The organism is Corallococcus exiguus, from assembly GCF_009909105.1.
In the GTDB taxonomy this organism is placed as follows: domain Bacteria; phylum Myxococcota; class Myxococcia; order Myxococcales; family Myxococcaceae; genus Corallococcus; species Corallococcus exiguus.
Map to the genome: position 1 here is coordinate 1,198,453 of NZ_JAAAPK010000002.1, position 19,307 is coordinate 1,217,759.

The following is a 19,307-nucleotide window of genomic DNA, read 5'->3' on the forward strand; positions in this document are numbered from 1 at the left end:
AGGTCGTGCCTTGGGTTGGCCGGCCGCGGCCCGGCACGCCGTGGGGCATCCCCAGCCGCCGCGTGGCGCTCACCCGGATCACGACCCTGCCGGTGATGGACGCGGAGTGGGCGGGTGACGGCTTCGTGCTGCCTCCCGCGGCCTCGGGCTCGGACGTCGCGGTGGGGCTGGCCGTGGGAATGCGGCGCCTGGCCGTGCTCGGGGCGCGGGAGTCCTGGCCGCCGGAGCGTGCGCTGGAGCTGCCCAGGACCGCGGGGCTCGTGGCGTTGCATCCGTCGCTCGGGTGCGCGGCGGTGCTGGGCCCGGGGCGCATCGAGATGGTGGGCCGGGCGCTGGACGGGAGTCCGGTGGACACGCCCGCGCGGGCCTGGACGCGGAACACGCAGGCCCTGGGGTTCGACATCACCGGCGAGGGCCTGTGGACGAGCGGCGTCCAGGACGGGCGGGCGTCGCTGCGCGTCCTGGATGCCCGAACGTTATCGGACGTAGCGGGGACGGAGGCGGGGCTCGAGCTCGGGGCGCCGACGCTGGGTGAAGACGACCTGGACGGGCTGCACGAATGGATGCCGCATCCGAGCCTGCCGGTGATGGGCGTGGCGGTGAGCCTGGGCCAGGAGGGCACGTGGCTCACGTTCGTGGAGCGCGGCGCCACGGGGCTCGTGCGTGGCGCGGCGGTGGCTTCGGTGGAGGCGCCGTTCTATCCGGCGGGGTTCCTTCCGGACGGCTCGGGCTTCGTTGGCGTGGGCGGCACCTGGGTGCGGCGCTGGACGTACCCGGAGGCCACGCTGGCGGCGGAGTTCCTGCTGCCGGAGCAGGGCACGCTCGCCACGGGGTACAGCGGGCTGGTGACGGAGCGGGCGGTGCTGGTGGCGGTGGAGGACCTGTTGGAGGCGGGGGAGTGGTACCTGCTTCAACTGGACCCCGCGTCGCTGCGGCCCGTGTGCGCGTGGGAGCTGCCGTTGTCCACGGAGGCCGTCACGTCGGTGCACCTGTTGCCCGGCGGCTTCATTCTGTCGCCGGAGGACGGCCAGCTCTGGCGCCTGCCAGACGAGGTCCTCTCCGCGCGGTGAACACAGACGGCGCGGATTGTTCACGCGCGCGTGGAATGGCTCGGAGGCCTGTCTGTAAGGTCCGGGACCATGAGCGATCCGAACTTCGTGAATCAGGGCCCTGGAGCCATTCCGCCGACGCCGGAGGCTGAGCCGCCGAAGGCACCGTCGCGGGGCAAGGTCCTGGGCATCCTGGTCGCGCTGATGGTCGTGGGCGTGGTCGGTTCGTACTTCGGCCTGAGGCGGCAGTCCGAGGCGCCGGTGGTGACGGCAACGCCCGTCGTGGACGCTGGCGTGGCGGAGGTGCCTCCGGAGGTGTCGCTGCCGGAGAGCGACGGCCGCATCCGCGACCTGGTGGGCAAGCTGTCGGTGGACCCGGAGCTGGCGAAGTGGCTCCAGGAGCGCGACCTGGCGCGCCGGTTCACCGCGTCCGTGAGCAACATCGCTGAAGGCGAGAGTCCTCGGGCTTCGCTGTTGTTCATGGCGCCCGTGGGGGCGTTCCAGGTGGGCGCGGCCGGGGCGAACGGGCGCTCGGAGATCGCGCCGTTGAGCTACGCGCGCTACGACCTGGTGGCCCGGGTGCTGGGGTCGCTGGACGCGTCCGGCGCGGCGATGGTGTACCGGGAGCTGAAGCCGCTCTTCGACCAGGCGTACCGGGAGATTGCACCACCGGATCAGCACTTCGAGACGGCGTTCGGCCGGGCCATCCAGCACCTGCTGGCGGTGCCGGTGCCGAAGGGGCCGGTGGAGGTGGAGTCCAAGGGCGCGCTGTATGTCTATGCGTCGCCGGAGCTGGAGGGCCTGAGCAAGGCCCAGAAGCACCTGTTGCGGATGGGCCCGGGGAACATGCGGCTCATCCAGGCGAAGCTGCGGGAGCTGCGCACGGCGCTGAACCTGCCGACCCCGGCGCCAGCCACGCCCGAGCCGTTGCCGGATCAGGCGCCGGGGCAGTCCGAAACGCAGGAGTGACGGCTACCTGGACTTCTTCTTGCCGCCCTTGGCGGGCGGCGGAGGCGGCTTGGGCTTTTCCTTGTCGCCGATGATCTGGAACGAGGCCCGGAGGTCCTCGACGTCGCGGCCGATCGAGTCCTGGAACGACGTGCCGGTCTGTGAGTCCACGACGAGGGTGTACGAGTAGCCGGTCTTGAGTGGCTGCGGCAGGTGGATGCGGTACACGAGGCCGTCATCGGCCTCGGACACGGAGTCGTCGGAGACCATGGCCCGGTCGGCTTCGTCCATGAGCCGGACGCGGTAGTTCTTGAGGCCCAGGGTGCTGCGCAGCTCCAGGTCGGAGGTGGGCTCCACGAGCGGCTTTTCCTCCAGGGCCAGGGGGATGAGCGCGGTGCCGCCATCCGGCGACAGGTACTGGAGCGTGAAGACCACGGCCTCGGGACCCGAGTCCGGGGCCGCCGTGGCGCTGGTGACGCCGCCGTCCACGGGGGCCTGGGCCGTCTTGTCAGGGCAGCCCGTCAGCAGGGCCGCGGTGAGGCCGCAAAGCGCGGCGAGTCCGGTTCGTCGGAAGAGGCGCATGGGGCGGCAAGGTACGTTCCGGAACCGGGCTCGGGAAGCACGAGATTCCACGGCGTGACGGCCGGAGGTTGGTGGCCGACGGTGGCGCCTCACCGTGCTATCAGTTTTCGCCTGATGGGCGGGATGACGGAGAGCGAAGCCGTGACGTTGATGCAGGGCGCTCGCGAGCTCGAGGACGGTTGGCGGCAACACTGCATCGACATGTATGCGAGGTGCCAATCCACGAAGAAGCCGCATTGGGGCGGTCCCTGTGGCGCGTGCATGGAACGCTGCAAGGGGCAGCGGCAATGGCCATTCGACATGTGCGGACCGGGGGTAGCGCAGTGACGTCCGATGATTGGCGAAAGGTGATCGACCTGGGCCTGGCGCTCGCGAACGGCGCGGACCTGCCGCAAGACCCCGAGATGCCTGAGCTCCTGCGCAGGATGGCTCCCCAGGTGGGAATGACCCGCGCGGAGGCCGACAACGCACTTGCCAGAGCGGTGGATACAGCCTCGCTCGTGAGGGAGATTCATCGACGGACCCGTGAGGGTACGTATCGCCTCGGGCGAGCATTCGGAGCGTCCGACTCGCTCAAGGCGAGCGGGGACAGGGCCGGGGCCCGGAAGGTGCTTGAGGACGCGATGGCGGTGGAGGTCGTGCCGCTTTACCGGGCACAGCTCCAGGCGTACCTGGACCACGTCGATGATCCCGACGACACATGAACGGCGGAACCAAGGCGCGGGCTGGGCCGATTGCGCGGACGTCCACGGAGGCCCTGGGCGGGCTGGGGAAGCGCCTGGAATCCTTGGGGGACCCCCAGCCGTAACGTCTGATAAGAAGCGTTATGTAAACTAAGCCTCTGGGGTCCCAGGCCTCTGGGGTCCCAGGTGGGGTTCGTTGAGGCCCGTTCCCTGCCCGGCGCCGTGGCACCATCCGCCGCGATTCCGCCGGTTCCGGCTCATCACGAGGCTCTTTCGGCGCATGGACTCCCCTCATTCCGACGACGTCACCCGGGGTTCGCTTGGTGAGGTCGCGCGGGTCTTCCTCCGGCTGGGGCTGACGGCCTTCGGGGGCCCTGCCGCGCACATCGCCATGATGGAAGACGAACTTGTGCGGCGGCGCCGGTGGCTGCCCCGTGAGGAGTTCCTCGACCTGCTGGGCGCCACCAACCTCATCCCGGGCCCGAACTCCACGGAGCTGGCCATCCACCTGGGCCACCGGCGTGCCGGCTGGCCCGGACTGCTCGTGGCCGGCACGTGCTTCATCGTCCCGGCGATGCTCCTGACGCTCGCGGCGGCGTGGGCCTACGTGCGTTTTGGCACCCTGCCGCAAGCCGGCGCCCTGCTGTACGGCGTGAAACCCGTCATCCTGGCCGTGGTGCTCCAGGCCCTGTGGGGCCTCGGTAAGACGGCCCTGACGACGCGCCCCCGGATCGCCGTGGCCGCCGGTTCAGCCGTGGCGAGTGCTCTTGGCGTCAACGAACTGCTCATCCTGGCCCTGGCCGGCGGTTCCCTGGCGGCCTGGAACCACTTTCGATCCGCTCCAGCTTCCAGGTCGGCGCTCACGCTGACGCCTTTCGCCCTCCACGGCGTCACAGTCATGGCTGCCACGGCCGCCGTGCCGTTCAGCTTGGGTGGCCTCTTCCTGTTCTTCCTCAAGGTCGGCAGCGTGCTGTTCGGCAGCGGCTACGTCCTGCTTGCCTTCCTCCGAGCGGATCTCGTCGAACGCTGGGGCTGGCTCACCGAGGCCCAGCTCCTGGACGCGGTGGCCGTGGGCCAGTTCACGCCGGGCCCAGTCTTCACCACGGCGACATTCATCGGCTACCTGGTGGGCGGAACGCCCGGCGCGGGGCTCGCGACGCTGGGCATCTTCCTGCCCGCCTTCGTCTTCGTCGCCCTCAGTGGCCCCCTGGTGCCCCGGCTTCGTCGATCCCGGACTGCGGGCGCGGTGCTCGATGGCGTCAACGCGGCCTCGCTGGCCCTCATGGCCGTGGTGACGTGGCAGCTGGGACGCGCGGCCCTGGTGGATGGCTGGACGGTGGTCCTGGCCGCGCTCGGGGCGCTGTTGCTGCTCCGCTGGCGGGTCAACTCCGCGTGGCTGGTGCTGAGCGGAGCCGCCGCCGGGCTGCTGCGGGCTTGGTTGTGAAGCCATTCCCGTAGACGCTCTCGCCTGTCACCGGGCGGCGCCTTGTCGTGTCAGGGAGGTCAGCTTCTCGCTGGGGTGTTCTGAAGACCTCAGGCCTCCCACACGCCCGGGGCGCTCCGGAGGGCTTCGGCGAGTGACTCCCGCGCCCGCCGGAGGGCCGCGTCCGCGCGCCGGGTGGCGGCGGACAGCAGCCACACCGGTGGGCCACCCGGGAGTTCCTGCTCCAGCACCAGGCGCGGGTCCCCCTCGGCGAGCAGCGCCGGGAGCACGCTCCGCCCCAGGCCCGCGACGCAGGCATCCCTGATGCCGAGCAGCGTGTCGCACTCCACGAGCGCCTCCGCGTCCTCGGGGACAGCCTTCCACCAGCGCATGGAGGATCGGGTGCGCAGGTTCCCTGATGGCAGGACCCAGGCCGTCGAGTCCTGCTGGGCTGCCCGCGCCCGGAACACTCCGAGCCGCAGCCTCCCCAGTTGCTGTCCCCGCAGCGCACCGCCCGGCGTGTGACTCGGCCGTAAGGCCAGATCCGTCACCCCGGGCTCCAGCACCAGCTCGCTCTCGGAGATGCGCACCTGGACCCGCTGAGTGAAGCCGCACGTGCGCAGCGCGCCGAACAGCAGTGACGCCAGCACTTCGTTCGTCGTGATGACGAGCCTTCCTGCGCGCGCCCGGCGCTGCTCCTCGATGAGTGCCCCCACGTCCAGGGCGTGGGGGTGCATGCGGCCCGCGCGCTCGGCAATGGCGAGGCCGAGCGGCGTCGGGCGCAACGTCGCCCCACGCAGGAAGAGCGGCACCCCGAGCGCGCGCTCGAGGGCGTCCACCCGCCGCGAGATGGTCGAGTGGCGCAGCGAGAGTTCGCGCGCCGCGCCCACGACGCTCCCTGTGCGCACCAGCGCCTCCACCGTCTGCAGGTCGTCCCAGGCGATGTGCATGAACGCACATGCTGTGCGCGTCCGCGGGCGTCGTCAACGCACGGGGCTGGGGCTATCTCTCGGGGCGTGGCAATGACGCCACTCCCGCAGGAGCAACACATGGTCCCTCGCCCTCACGACAACGAGAACGAGACGCCCTCTGACGTGCAGGCGCTGTGTGACCCCGAGACCGGGACGTGCGCGCTCCCCGGCGCGGCGCAGACGAGCGCCGCGCCGAGCGCCGAGGGGCCCGTGGGAGAAGTGCTCTATGTGGGGGACCCGATGTGCTCCTGGTGCTGGGGAGGCTCGCCCGGCCTCCGCGAACTGGAGGCGGCGGCAAACCGTAAGGGCATCCCCTTCCGTATCCGGGTGGGCGGGCTCCGTGCGGGAGGCGGGGACCCCTGGAACGAGCGGTTCAAAGGCTTCCTGCGCCACCACTGGGAGGAGATTGCCGCACGCACCGGGCAGCCGTTCTCCACCCGGTTCCTCGACCGGGCGGAGTTCAACTACGACACCGAGCCTGCGTGCCGCGCGTTCCTCGTCATGCGCGGGATGCTCGACGAGATGCCGGGACCGGAGACGCGTGCGTACGAGGTGTTTGCCTCCATCCAGCGGAAGTTCTACGCCGAGGGAGAGGACCCGACCGGGGCGTCCTTCTACGAGAGCATCTGCGCCGCGCACGGCCTCGACTTCAGGGGGTTCCTGAACCGGTTCGACCATGCGGACGCGAAGCGGGCGACGGCGAACGAGTTCCAGGAGGTCCGGGCTCTGGGCGTGAGCGGGTTCCCCACCGTGCTCTTCCGTGGCGGCGCCGGCCTCGAAGTGCTCGCGAGCGGCTTCGTGACCGGACCGCGCATGGTCGAGGCGCTCGCTCGGGCGACGAAGCGGGCAAGGGGCGAGGCGTGAAGCTCGATCGCCGTGCGCTGGTGCGCGGCGGCGCCCAGCTGTTGGGGCTCACCGCGCTCGGCTGTTCCCCTACTCCAAAGCCTGCGCCCGTGGCCGACATCCGCCTGCGCCCACGCGAGGCGCAGTTGATTTCGGCCCGGGACGGCATGGTCCACGCCGAGGGCAACGAAACGGATGAAGACACGCGGATGCTTCAGCTGTGGTTCACCCCCACGCCGCACGGCTGTGCACCCGCCTACTTCCGTCGCTCCGTACCTCACGCTGCACGAGGAGGCCGCCATCTGATGGCCGGGGACGAGACGATGCCCCTTCGGAGCGACGCGCGCGTGTGGTGGCTGGAACTGGCAGTGGGGCCAGGACACCGCACTCGAGGTGGCCCCGGGACGTGCCGGCTATCTGCTGTCCCTGGATGCCGCCCTGCAACTGGGGCAAGAGGAAGTCCCTCGGGACTCTCTGTGGCCGCTCCTCTCAAGCGCTACCCAACAGGGTGGATTCGCACTCCCTGTGGCGAGCCATGTGACAGCCATGTCTCACGGTGTTTCACTGAGTCATGTAAAATCCTGAAAACGGCCCAAATCCGCTAAACGCTTGATTTCATTCGGACGGGTGCGGCGCCGGTTGGAGGATTCTTGCTGCCCCCCGTCCACCAGCTCGTCGAGCGACGAGCGACCGAACTTTCCTCCCAGATCGCCGTTGCCTCCCGGGCCCGCTCCCTCACCCACGCCGCGCTGAATGCTCACGCGAACCGGGTGGCCCATGCGCTGATTGCCCGAGGCGCCGGACCGGATGTCCTCGTCGGCGTCTGCCTTCCGCGAAGCGTTGAGCTGGTCGCATCCGTCCTGGGTGTTCTCAAGTCCGGCGCGGCCTGGCTTCCCCTGGACCCGTCCGCCCCTCCCGAACGCCTGCGATACATGGCCGTTTCGGCGGGAGCACGATTCGTCATCGGCACGGGGCCGGCCGTGGAGCGGCTCGCGGCGGACGGCATCCAGATCCTCGCTCCGGAGGCACTGGAGCTCCAGTCGTTCCCGGACGCGAACCCGGGCGTCACCGTCCAGCCGGATCACCTCGCGTACGTGATCCACACCTCGGGCTCCACCGGACTGCCCAAGGGCGTGATGATCAGCCACCGGGCGCTGTCCGCGTTCACCGGGTACCACCTCGACACGTTTGGCCTGTCGCCCGCGGATCGCATTGGCGTGGTGGCCTCGCCCGGCTTCGACGCCTTGGTCATGACGCTCCTGCCGTCGCTGGCCGCGGGGGCTCGACTGGAGCTCCCGCCCGACGAGGAGACCCGACTGTCGCCCCAGAGGCTGCAGGACTGGCTCCTGGCTCGGGACATCACCTGCATCTTCCTTCCCACACCGCTGGCCGAACGCGTCCTCCCTCTGTCCTGGCCCGAGTCCTGCGCCTTGCGCCTGATCCTCACCGGCGGCGACCGGCTGCACCTGCACCCCAGGCCCGGGCTGCCGTTCCAGCTCGTGAATGGCTACGGCCCCGCCGAATGCACCATCTACAGCACGTCCGGGACCGTTCCCCCCGGTGACGCATCGGCCGGGGAACGGCTGCCCTCCATCGGCCGTCCCATCGGTGGCGTGGAGGTGCATGTCCTCGGTCCGGAGCAGCGGCCCGTCGCGGATGGCGAGACCGGTGAGTTGTTCATCGGCGGCCCAGGTTTGGCTCGCGGTTACGTGGGCTCGCCGGACCTGACCGCGGACCGCTTCATTCCGGATCCGTTCTCCCGGTTCGGCGGCGAACGGCTGTATCGCACGGGGGACCTGGGACGCCGCTTGCCGGATGGCTCGCTGGAGTTCCTTGGCCGTTCCGACCGGCAGGTGAAGGTCCGTGGCATCCGCATCGAGCCCGCGGAGATCACCGCCGCGCTGCTGACCCATCCGCACGTCGGGGCCGCGCACGTCATGGCGCGGACCGAGGGTCACTACGTCTTCTTCGTGGCGTGGTTCGCGCCGAAGGACGCTCGGGCTGTTCCCGGGACGGAGCAGCTCCGCGAGCACCTCCGCGCCTGGCTCCCCGAGGCCATGCTGCCCCGGACCTTCGTCGTCGTGGACGCCCTACCCCTCGGCCCCACCGGCAAGGTCGACGCCCAGGCGCTTCCCACGCCCGAAGCCCACGCCACCCGAAGCAGCGCCTATGTCGCGCCTCGCACGGAGCTGGAGCGTGGACTCGTCCAGGTGTGGCAGGAGGAGCTGCGCCTGGAGCGGATTGGCATCGAGGACGACTTCTTCGAACTGGGCGGTCACTCGCTGCTGGCCACTCGGATCACCGCGCGGGTCGCGGAGGTGCTGAGCCTCCCGTTGTCTCTGACGGAGCTCTTCGCGCACCGTCGCATCTCCCAGCTGGCGACCGTGCTGGAGCCGCGTCGTGCCGAGCCCTCGAAGGACGTGTTGCCGCCCGTGGTCCGCGTCGCCGACCCCGAACGGGCTCCCCTGTCCGTGCAACAGGAGCAGGTCTGGTTCCTCCAGAAGCTGTCTCCCGGCAGCATCTCCTACCAGGCGCAGACGACCCTCCGCGTGCTGGGTGGGCTGGACCTGGCGGTGCTCGAACGCGCGCTGACGGAGATCACCCGGCGACATGAACTGCTGCGAACGACCTACGAGGAAATCGACGGCCGGCCGTGGCAGCGCGTTCTTCCCGTGACGCCGGTGCAGGTCCCGTTGATCGACCTGTCCGGGCTGTCATCGGTCGAACGGGAACACCGACGGGAGGAGGCCCTCCGCCAGGAGCTGCGGCGGCCCCTGTCGCTCTTCGAACCGCCGCTCGTGCGCTGGACCGTGGTTCGTCTGGCTCCGGATGATCACGAGCTGGTCCTCGTGGAGCACCACGTCGTCCACGATGGCGTGTCCTTCTCCGTGCTGATGCGGGAGTTGGACGTGCTCTACAACGCGTATCTGCGCGGAGAGTCCTCGCCGCTCCCGGAGCTGCCGGTGCAGTACCGCGACTTCGCGGCGTGGCAGCGCGAGGCGCTCGATGGTCCGGCCATGAAGGCCCAGCTCGACTACTGGCGGACGCGGCTGGCCGGTGCGCCGGAGGTGCTGCCGCTGCGCACCGATCATCCGCGTCCCCGCGTGCAGACCTTCAATGGCGACCTGCTCCGGCTGGAGTTGCCACCCGCCCTGCCCGGCGCCCTTCGTGCCTTCTGTCAGCAGGAGGGCGTGACCCTCTTCAACGCCCTCTTCGCCGCCTTCGCCACGCTGCTGCATCGCTACACCGGCGAGCAGGACCTGTGCATCGGTTCGGCATTCGCGGCCCGGGCCGGTGTCCGGAACATCGAGAATGTCATCGGGATGTTCGTCAACGCCGTGGTACTCCGGTGTGACGTCTCCGGCGCGCCGTCGTTCCGCGAGCTGGTCCGTCAGGTGCGCGACCTCACCGTGGCGGCGGCCGAGCATCAGACGTATCCGTTCCTCAAACTGATCGAAGGCCTGGGCGTGAAGCGCGACCCCAGCCGCAATCCGCTCGTGCAGGCCATGTTCAGCTTTCACGATTCGGCTGTGCGGAGCCCTCGGCTGGGGGATGCCTCGTGCACCATCTTCGAGCGGGGCAATGGGTCGTCGAAGGTGGACCTGGACGTCGTCGCCATTCCGCACGCGGGCCGGCACCTGGGCGACCGCGCGCGCGGTGACGCGCGCATCTCGCTCATCTGGGAGTACAACCGGGACCTGTTCGACCGCTCGACCATGGAGCGGATGGCCGCGCACTTCCTCCGGTTGCTCGAGGCCGCGGTGGCCAGTCCCGGGATGCCGGTGTCGCGACTGCCGATGCTTTCGGACGCGGAGCGGCAGGTCGTCCTGGCGAACGGATCCACCAAGCTCGTCAGCGTGGATCCGCCCGTGCATCAGCAGGTCCTGGCGCAGGCCCTGCGGACCCCTGACGCCGTGGCCGTGCGCGACGAGACAGGCACCCTCACCTACTCGGAGCTGGTCCGGCGCGCGACGCTGATCGCCGAGCATCTTCACGCGCACGGCGTGGGCGTGGAGTCGGTTGTCGGCGTCTGCTCGCCTCGTGGTCCGGAGCTCGTGACGGCCGAGCTGGGCGTGATGCTGTCCGGAGCCGCCTTCCTGCCCCTGGATCCGGAGCACCCGGCCGAACGGATCGCCCTCATCCTGGGTGACGCTGGCGTGCGTCAGGTGATCACCACCGGGCTGCTCGTGGATCGACTCCCTGCCACGGTGAAGCGCGTGCGCATCGAGTCCTTCCATGGTCCCGGCACGCCCCAGGGAGGTCTGCCCACGGAGGTGCAGCCCGGGCAGCGGGCCTACGTCATGTACACCTCGGGTTCCACGGGCGCCCCCAAGGGCGTGGTGGTGGAGCACGGCGCACTGGCCCACCTCGTCGGGTGGCATCGGCGCGCATTCGGACTGGAGCCGAGCAGCCGCACCACGCTGCTCTACTCGCCCGCGTTTGATCCATCCGTCGCGGAGCTCTGGCCTGCCCTCACCGCGGGCGCGTCGTTGCATGTCCCCGGGCAGGACGTGCGCCTGTCCCCGGAGCGGCTCCAAGCCTGGCTCCTCTCCGAGCGCATCACCTTCACGGACCTGCCCACCGCGCTCGCGGAACGTCTGCTGGCCCTGCCATGGCCGGCGTCATGTGACCTGCGCACGGTCCTCGCGGGCGGTGACCGACTCCACACGCGTCCCGTCCCCGGACTGCCGTGGCGGCTGTTCAATCAGTACGGCCCCACCGAGACCACCGTCACGGCCACCTCCGGCGAAGTGCTGCCCTCAGGGCCCGTCGAGACACTGCCAGCCATCGGTCAGCCCATCGACGGGACCACGGCCTATGTCCTGGACGCGGAGCTGCAACCTGTCCCCACGGGCGTCGCTGGAGAGCTGTACGTGGGCGGTGCCGGCGTGGCGCGCGGCTATCTGAATCGCCCGGACCTCACCGCGGCGAGCTTCGTCCCCGACCCGTACTCGGCACATTCAGGCGCTCGCATGTACCGCACGGGCGACCGGGTCCTGGCCCGTCCGGACGGGATGCTCGAGTTCATGGGCCGCATGGACGCGCAGCTCAAGATCCGAGGCTTCCGCGTGGAGCCCGCGGAGGTCGCGGTCCGCCTGCGCACGCATCCGGGACTCGCGGAGGCGCATGTTCGCGCGTGGAGCCCTCCCGGTGGAGCGCCCCAGCTGGTCGGCTATCTGGTGCCGCTCGCGGGTCAGCCCCTGCCCACACCGGCGCGGCTTCGTGAGCACCTGGCGCGCGAGCTGCCGGCGTACATGATCCCCTCCGCGTACGTGGAGCTGAAGGCGCTGCCACTCACCCACGGTGGCAAGGTGGATGAACGGGCGCTGCCCGAACCCACGCCTGGAACCCAGGCGCCTCGGGTCCCGCTCGCGAACGAGCACGAGCGGCGGATCGCCACCATCTGGTGCGAGACGCTGCGCCTGGAGAACGTGGGCGCGGAGGACAACTTCTTCGACCTTGGGGGCCACTCGCTGCTGCTGGCCCAGGTGCAGCACCTTTTGAAGCACCGCATAGGCCATGACGTGCCCATGGTGACGCTGTTCGAGTTCCCCACGGTTCGTGCGCTCGCCGGACACCTCCAGGGCCGCGACGATGGCGGCGAGGCCGCGGCCTCGCAGGCACAGCGCCAAGAGCAACGGCGCAGTGGCCGTGCGCGCCTGCTGGGGCGGCAGGGCCGGCTGTCGTCGGACCGCTCGCGGGAGGAAGTGGAATGAGCGCGTCGCTCGACGTGATGGAGGAGGAGGACCGTTCGGCGCACCTCGCGGTGGTGGGACTGGCGTGCCGGCTTCCGGGTGCGGCCAACGCGGCGGAGTTCTGGTCCAACCTGGCCGGCGGTGTCGAATCCATCACCTTCTTCGGTCCGGACGGCCAGCCCTGCGCCGAACCTCCCACCGAGCGCGCCATGGGCGAGGAGGTGCCCGCGTTCGGTCTGGTCACGGATGCGGACCGGTTCGACGCGCAGGCCTTCGGAATGTCGCCGCAGGAAGCGCTGATGCTGGATCCGCAGCACCGGGTGTTCCTGGAGTGCGCGCGGGAGGCGCTGGAGGACGCCGGGTATGATCCGGCTCGGTACCGGGGCGCCATTGGCATCTACGCGGGTGGCAGTGAGACGGACTACCTGTCCGCGCTGCGGGCCCGGAGGGACCTGCTCGCGGGTGCCAGTGACTGGCAGCTCCGACTGGCCACGGGCGTGGACTTCCTCACCAGCCGCGTGGCCTACAAGTTGGGGCTTCGCGGGCCGGCCGTCACGGTGCAGACCGCGTGCTCCACGTCACTGGTCGCGATCCATCTGGCCGCGCAGGCGTTGCTCGCGGGGGACTGCGACATCGCGCTGGCGGGGGGCGCGTCGGTGCATGTGCCGCCCCGGTTCGGTCACTACAGCGAGGGCGGGCCGCTGTCACCGGACGGCCGCTGCCGCGCGTTCGATGCTCGGGCTCAGGGCACGGTCGGCAGCAACGGCGCGGGGATCGTGGTGCTCAAGCGGCTCGCGGATGCGCTGGAGGATGGAGACACCCTCCGCGCCGTCCTCCGAGGCACCGCCGTCAACAACGACGCCGCCGGGAAGATCGGCTTCACCGCGCCGAGCGTGGAGGGCCAGTCCCGCGTCATCGAGACCGCCCTGCATGCCGCGGGCGTGGACCCCGCGAGCATCAGCTACCTGGAAGCACATGGCACCGGCACCCGGCTGGGCGATCCCATCGAGGTCGCCGCGCTGACGAAGGCCTTCGGTGCGCGGGAGCCCCGGTCCTGCTGGCTGGGTTCGGTGAAGACGAACATCGGCCACACGGACGCGGCGGCGGGCGTGGCGGGCTTCATCAAGACGGTGCTCGCGCTGGAGCACCGGAAGCTGCCGCCGAGTCTGAACTTCGAACGGCCCAACCCGGAGATCGACTTCGAGCACGGCCCCTTTCGCGTGAACACGGAGCTGCGGGACTGGGACACCCACGGTCATCCGCGTAGGGCCGGCGTCAGCTCGCTGGGCATTGGCGGCACCAACGCGCACGCCGTGTTGGAAGAGGCGCTCACCCTGCCCGCCTCCGAGCGTTCGCGCTCACCGCGGTTGATGGTGCTGTCGGCCCACGGTCCCGCCTCGCTGGCCCGCGCGGTGGAGCGGCTCGAAGGGCACCTGCGCGCGCATCCAGAGGCGGAGCTGGGTGACGTGGCCTGGACGCTCCAGATGGGGCGTGCCGCGCACAAGCACCGAGCGTTCGCGGTGGGCGAGGACACCCCGGACGTCCTTCGCGCCCTGTCGGAACAAGAGGGCTTCGCGCAACAGGAGGCCGGCGAGCGACAGGTGGTGTTCATGTTCCCCGGCCACGGTGGGCAGCACGTGGGCATGGGCCGGGAGCTGTACGGTTCGCAGCCGGCGTTCCGTGAGGCCGTGGACGCGTGCCGTGCGCACCTGACGCCGCTCCTCGGGTTCGACCTGGGGACGGTGCTCCATCCGGATCCCACGAATGCCGCCGCGCTGGAGCAGGCCTCCGCCCGGATGGGCGAGTTCGTCACCGGTCAGCTCTCCGTGTTCGTCATCGAGTACGCGGTGGCGCGGCTGTGGAAGCGCTGGGGCGTGCAGCCCTCCGCGGTCGTGGGCCACAGCCTGGGGGCCTATGCCGCGGCCACGGTGGCCGGGGTGTTCCGTCTGGAGGACGCGCTGCGGTTGGTCCTGGAGCGCTCGCGCATCCTCGCGAGTCTGCCCGCGGGCGCCATGCTGGCCGTGCCGTTGCCCGAGTCGGAGCTGGCGCCCCTGCTTCATGGCGGACTCGCGCTGGCGGCAGTGAACGGGCCGGCGCAGTGCGCGGTGTCGGGCCCGGTGGCGGAGATCGAAGCGCTCCAGGCGCGACTGATGGAGCGCGGTGTGGAGTCGAAGCTGCTGCGCATTCCGGGCGCGGGACATTCGCCACTCGTCGAACCGTCACTGGCCGCGTTCACCGCCTGCGTCCAGCGCGTCGAGCGGCGTCCTCCACAGCTCCCGTGGATCTCCGATCGCACGGGTGTGGCGGTCACGGCGGAAGAGGCCGTGGACCCGGAGTACTGGGCCGCGCACCTGCGTCACACCGTGCGTTTTGGCGACGCGCTGAACACGTTGTTCGCCGGTTCGCCCGCCGTGTTCCTGGAGGTCGGGCCCGGACGAACCCTGGCGACGCTCGCGCGCCAGAACCCCGCGGCAGGACCACACCTCACGGTCGCCACCCTGCCCCATCCCGCGGACAACACGTCCGATGCGGTCAGCGCACTCACTGCCGCGGGGCGCCTGTGGAGCGCGGGCGTCGCGATCTCCTGGCAGGGACTTCATGGAGGCGTCACCCGTCGGCGGGTGCCTCTGCCCACGTACCCGTTCGAACGTCAGCGCTACCTCGTCGAAGCCCCTGCTACAGCCGCGACCGTGGCGCTCCCGGCCACGTTGGTGTCACCGCCGCCCGAACCTGAACTCATGGAGGTGCCGGAGCTGCCAGAGGACGAAGTCGTGCGCCGGGTCGCCGCCGCGTTCGCGGAGGTCCTGGGGCTGGCTCGGGTCGGGCTGCACGACAACTTCTTCGCGCTGGGAGGCGACTCGTTGATGGCGGCGCAGGTCATCGCGCGGTTGCGTCCGCATGTCGCCACGCCCCTCAAGGTGAAGGCCCTCTTCCGCGCGCCCACCGTGGCTCGCCTGACCCGCTTCATCGCGGAGTCCTCCCCGGCATGAGCTCGACTTCTCCCTGGCTCGCGTGCCGCATCCGGCGTCCGGAAGCCTCGAAGCGCCTCTACTGCTTCCCGCATAGCGGCGGATCCGTGGGCGAGTACGTCCGCTGGGCGGACCTTCTCCCGGACATCGAGGTCTGGGGCGTGCAGCTTCCGGGGCGTGGGGCTCGGGCGGAGGAAGCGCCGTTCACCCGGCTGGACGAACTGGTGGACGCGCTGGTTCAAGCGGTGGACTTCGGGTCCTCCTTCGCGTTCTTCGGTCACAGCCTGGGGGCGTTCGTGGCCTTCGAAACGGCCCGCCGTCTGCGCGACCTGGGCCGCGTGCCTCCCGATGCGCTGTTCCTCTCCGCGGCCCCAGCCCCACAGCTCCCTCCGCGAGGCATCCCCGCCAGCCACCTGGACGAGGACGGACTCCTCACCGCCCTGGAGACCACCTACGGAGAGCTGATCCACGAACTGCGCGAGGACGAAGAGCTGCGCGAGCTCATCCTCCCCGGCCTGCGCGCGGATCTGCAGCTCGTGGAGTCCCACCGGCACGAGGACCGCGCCCCCCTCTCTTGCGCGATGACCGTCACGGGCGGCACCCAGGACGACCTGAACCGCACCGAGCTGGAGCCGTGGAGCGTCCACACCTCCGGGCCCTTCGCGCTCCACCTGCTGCCCGGTGGCCACTTCTACCTTCGGGATCCCGAACCGAAGTCCACCCTCCTGCGCCTCATCGCGGAACCCCTCTCCAGAAGGACGTCGACCCCATGAGCCACGAGCCACTGCACCCCGCCACCCGCAGCCGCGAGGGCTTCCTGGGCCAGCTCTTCGCGGGGAAGCTCCGCTGGGACCTCGTCCGCGCGTTCCCCGAACAGGACGCGGAGGAACGCCGTCAAGGCGATGCCGTCATCGCGGAGGTCGAACAGTTCCTCCAGGCGCACGTGGACCCGGACGAGGTTGAACGCACGGGCCGCATTCCGCCGGAGCTGCGCGAAGCCCTGCGTTCACGCGGCTACTACAAGCTCCAGGTGGAGCGGGCGCTGGGAGGCCGGGGCCTCTCCATGCTGAACACCTTCCGCGTCATCGAGGCCGTGATGAGCGTGTGCCTGCCTGTGGGCTACACGCTGGCCATCCATAGCGGCCTGGGCGCGGGAGCCATCATCGAAGCCGTGCAAGACGGTCCCCTCAAGGACTACGTCCGAGGCCGCGTCGCCGACGGAGTCATCTCCGGCTGGGCGGACACAGAGCCCATCGGAGCCTCCGTGCCGCGCGCGTCCACCACCGCCGTGCCCTCGGAGGACGGAACGGCGTATGTCCTCAACGGGGAGAAGGTCTTCATCGGCAACGGCTCCATCGCGGATCTGCTGAACGTCACCGCCACGCTCCAGGAAGACGGCCGCGAGCAGATCAGCCTCTTCGTCGTGGAGACCTCCAGTCCTGGCTTCCACGTCCGCGCCGAGCACGGCCTGATGGGCCTGCGAGGACTGCCCATCGCCTCGCTGAGCTTCGACAACGTGCGAGTGCCGAAGGAGCGGATGCTCGCGATGTCGCAGGAGCACTGGCGGAACACGCCGTTGCTGGAGCCGCTCAGCGCCCTGGGGCGCATGTACATCATCGTGGCCGCGTCGCTGGCGCTCTCCAAGAAGTGCCTCCAGTGGTCGCGTGAGTTCCTCCACCGGAGGCTCGCACAGGGGCGCAGGCTCGGTGACTTCGACGAGATCCAGCGGCAGGTGTCCGCCACGGCGGCGGAGGTCTTCGCCATGGAGAGTGTGGCCCGCTGGAGCCTCACCGGCGTGACGGCGGACACACTTCCCCTGCGCTGGTTCGAACAGGTGGCGGCCAAGAACATCGCGTCCCTGACGTGCGCGCGCATCGCGGACCGGACGATGTCGCTGCTCGCCGCCGAAGGCTACGAGACGTCGGAGAGCAAAGCAGCCCGGGGCGCCACGCCGGTTCCGCTGGAGCGCACGCTGCGCGATGCCCGAGCCTTCCGGGTCGCGGGAGGCGTGGACTTCCTGGTGGACCACAAGGCCGCGAGGGAAGGCCTCTTCTCCCTCTACTACCCGACGGCCGCGCACGCGGCGGAGCTGGAGTCGCCGCCTGCTCCCCTCCCCGTGCAAGAGCATCTGTCCCCCCGCAACCGCGAACACCTCCAGCACACGGCTCGGGAGGTGCACCGGCTCGCGAAGCGAAGCCTGGACCTGTCGCGCCGCTCCCCGGATGCGGGAGCCCTGCACGCGAGGCAGCGGACGCTCATCCTGATGAACCAGCTCTGCAACGAGCTGTTCACGATGTCCGTCACGCTGGCCCACGCGTCGGCCCTGGCTTCACGCGGACAGCCTCAAGCCGACGCGCTGGCGGACATCTACTGCACCGCCGCGCGCTACCGCCTGGAGGACCTCTGGCGCCAAGCCGATGCCGATGCGGAGCCGGACTTCGCGGGCGTGAGCGAACGCTGGCTGACGGGCGACACCCTCGACTTCCTGCTGAGTGACGTGCTCATCCGGAAGTGAGTCCATGGCGCGCTGCGCAAAAAGCCGCAGTGTCATCCTCGTGGAGGACAAGCTCCTTTGACCCCACACGGGCCGAACCGCCCGCCCGGAGCGCCGTGCGCCAAAACCTGTCAGACAGTCGGACAAGTTCGCGGTGCCCGCGGCCTGGGGGCGCGCCTGCCGGCGGGCGATGAAAACCTGTCCGACAGTCGGACAAGTTCGCGGTGCTCGCGGCCCGGGAGCGCACCGGCCCGGACCTTGACGCGGACAGTCAGCCCGGCATTCCGGACCGTGAGCCTTACGGCGCGGCGCGTGGGCCAGCCGCTGTGTCGTCGCGGTGGATGACGCCTTCCTTCATCACGAAGAAGACCTTCTGCGTCACGCGGATGTCCTGGAGCGGATTGCCCGGCACGGCGACCACGTCCGCCAGCTTCCCCGGCTCCAACGTCCCCAGCTTGTCCGATACACCGAGCAACTCCGCCGTGTTCACCGTGGCGGTGCGCAGGGCCTCCGCGGGCGTCAGGCCGGCCTGGACCAGCAGCGCGAACTCCTCCGCGTTGCGCCCGTGGGCGAACACGCCCGCGTCCGTACCGAAGGCGATGCGCACGCCCGAGGAGATCGCCTTGCGCAACACGTACTCCCGTCGCCGGTCCACCGCGCGCAGCTTGGCAACCGTGTCCGGCGGGAGCTTGCCCTGGTCCGCCAGCTCCTTGATTCCGAAGAATGCAAAGGCCGTGGGCACGTACCAGGTGCCCTTCTGCTTCATCAGCGCCACGCCTTCATCGTCCATCAGCGTGCCGTGCTCGATGGAATCCACGCCCGCGCGGATGGCGCGCTTCGCCCCTTCCGCGCCGTGCGCGTGCGCGGCCACCTTGCGCCGGTGCGCGTGCGCTTCGTCCACCACCGCGTCCAGCTCCGCCTGGGTGAACTGCGGCGCGTCCGGGTCCGCGTTGAGGCTCATCACGCCTCCCGTGGCGCAGACCTTGATGACATCCGCGCCGTACTTCACGTTCTCGCGCACCTTGGCGCGCAGCGCGTCCGGCCCATCCGCCACGCCGCGGCTGGCGTCCTGGGCCAGCAGTCCCTTGCGGAACGAGTTGCCGTAGTCACAGTGCCCGCCCGTGGAGCTCAGGCTGGACGTCGCCGCGAGGATGCGCGGCCCCACCACGATGCCGCGCGCGGTGGCGTTGCGCAGGCCCACGTCGATGAAGTCCTCCGCGCCCAGGTTTCGCACGGTGGTGAAGCCGGCCATCAGCGTCGCTCGGGCCCACGGCAGCGTGTCCAGCGTCTGCTCAGGGATGGTGCGCTGGAACCCGTCGATGAGGTCCTTTCTCCAGTCCGGACCGGGCTCGACCGTCATGTGCGTGTGCGCGTCCATGAAGCCCGGCAGCAACGTAGCGTCGCCCAGGTCCACGACGCTCGCGCCCTCTGGCACGGGCGCCTTCGGACCCACGCCCACCACCCGTCCCTCCGACACCACCACCACGCCCGGGGTGATCATCTTCCCCGCCTTCGCATCGAACAGGCGGGCGGCCTTCAGCACCTGGACCCGAGCGGGTTCAGCGGCGGATGCGGAGGACAGCGACCACAGGAGGGAGCCGAAGAGCAGAGCGCGTCGCAAGGTCCCGCCATGCTATCGCGTTGCCGCG

Annotated in this window: 13 protein-coding genes; 9 read left to right on the top strand and 4 right to left on the bottom strand. The window is 70.3% G+C overall.

The features are described from left to right. Positions 1–5: 5 nt before the first annotated feature. Together GTZ93_RS11305 and GTZ93_RS11310 are read left to right on the top strand one after the other, a co-directional pair. Positions 6–1,070, top strand: coding sequence for a hypothetical protein (locus tag GTZ93_RS11305; protein WP_139921198.1), 1,065 nt, complete (start codon positions 6–8; stop codon positions 1,068–1,070). Positions 1,071–1,139: 69 nt separating this feature from the next. Next, a complete protein-coding gene (locus tag GTZ93_RS11310) occupies positions 1,140–2,018 on the top strand; it encodes a DUF3014 domain-containing protein (protein WP_139921200.1) in 879 nt (292 codons plus the stop codon). Between the two features lie 3 nt (positions 2,019–2,021). On the opposite strand, the gene GTZ93_RS11315 is transcribed toward GTZ93_RS11310, so the two are convergent. Further along, positions 2,022–2,579, bottom strand: coding sequence for a hypothetical protein (locus GTZ93_RS11315; RefSeq protein WP_139921201.1), 558 nt, complete (start codon positions 2,577–2,579; stop codon positions 2,022–2,024). 287 nt (positions 2,580–2,866) lie between these two features. Between GTZ93_RS11315 and GTZ93_RS11320 the strand changes: the two genes are divergently transcribed. Then, complete coding sequence (locus GTZ93_RS11320) at positions 2,867–3,283, top strand: DUSAM domain-containing protein (RefSeq protein ID WP_139921203.1); 417 nt, start codon at positions 2,867–2,869, stop codon at positions 3,281–3,283. Positions 3,284–3,542: 259 nt separating this feature from the next. Next, positions 3,543–4,706, top strand: a complete 1,164-nt coding sequence (gene chrA, locus GTZ93_RS11325) for a chromate efflux transporter (protein ID WP_139921205.1) — start codon at positions 3,543–3,545, stop codon at positions 4,704–4,706. An 89-nt stretch (positions 4,707–4,795) separates the two neighbouring features. Here chrA and GTZ93_RS11330 read toward each other — a convergent pair whose 3' ends face one another. Beyond that, positions 4,796–5,635 carry a LysR family transcriptional regulator gene (locus tag GTZ93_RS11330; protein WP_139921206.1) on the bottom strand — a complete coding sequence of 280 codons (840 nt, stop codon included), beginning with the start codon at positions 5,633–5,635 and terminating at the stop codon, positions 4,796–4,798. Between the two features lie 99 nt (positions 5,636–5,734). Between GTZ93_RS11330 and GTZ93_RS11335 the strand changes: the two genes are divergently transcribed. After that, positions 5,735–6,520 carry a DsbA family protein gene (locus GTZ93_RS11335; RefSeq protein WP_161662770.1) on the top strand — a complete coding sequence of 262 codons (786 nt, stop codon included), beginning with the start codon at positions 5,735–5,737 and terminating at the stop codon, positions 6,518–6,520. A gap of 548 nt (positions 6,521–7,068) precedes the next feature. Here the strand turns inward: GTZ93_RS11335 and GTZ93_RS43235 are convergent. Continuing rightward, a complete protein-coding gene (locus tag GTZ93_RS43235; RefSeq protein WP_139919225.1) occupies positions 7,069–7,260 on the bottom strand; it encodes a hypothetical protein in 192 nt (63 codons plus the stop codon). On the opposite strand from GTZ93_RS43235, the gene GTZ93_RS11340 reads away from it, so the two are divergent. The 4 genes from GTZ93_RS11340 to GTZ93_RS11355 are packed head-to-tail and all read left to right on the top strand — an operon-like array spanning position 7,207 to position 17,679. After that, entirely contained in the window at positions 7,207–12,216 is a 5,010-nt protein-coding gene (locus tag GTZ93_RS11340; protein ID WP_257979245.1) for a non-ribosomal peptide synthetase, read from the top strand. The genes GTZ93_RS43235 and GTZ93_RS11340 overlap by 54 nt on opposite strands. Beyond that, a complete protein-coding gene (locus GTZ93_RS11345) occupies positions 12,213–15,185 on the top strand; it encodes a type I polyketide synthase (protein ID WP_139919227.1) in 2,973 nt (990 codons plus the stop codon). The genes GTZ93_RS11340 and GTZ93_RS11345 overlap by 4 nt, the downstream gene beginning before the upstream one ends. Continuing rightward, positions 15,182–15,937 carry a thioesterase II family protein gene (locus GTZ93_RS11350; protein WP_139919228.1) on the top strand — a complete coding sequence of 252 codons (756 nt, stop codon included), beginning with the start codon at positions 15,182–15,184 and terminating at the stop codon, positions 15,935–15,937. The genes GTZ93_RS11345 and GTZ93_RS11350 overlap by 4 nt, the downstream gene beginning before the upstream one ends. Beyond that, positions 15,934–17,679, top strand: a complete 1,746-nt coding sequence (locus GTZ93_RS11355) for an acyl-CoA dehydrogenase family protein (protein WP_139919229.1) — start codon at positions 15,934–15,936, stop codon at positions 17,677–17,679. Before GTZ93_RS11350 ends, GTZ93_RS11355 begins: the two co-directional genes overlap by 4 nt. A gap of 277 nt (positions 17,680–17,956) precedes the next feature. Here GTZ93_RS11355 and GTZ93_RS11360 read toward each other — a convergent pair whose 3' ends face one another. After that, positions 17,957–19,279, bottom strand: coding sequence for a metal-dependent hydrolase family protein (locus GTZ93_RS11360; RefSeq protein WP_139919230.1), 1,323 nt, complete (start codon positions 19,277–19,279; stop codon positions 17,957–17,959). Between the last annotated feature and the right edge of the window lie 28 nt (positions 19,280–19,307).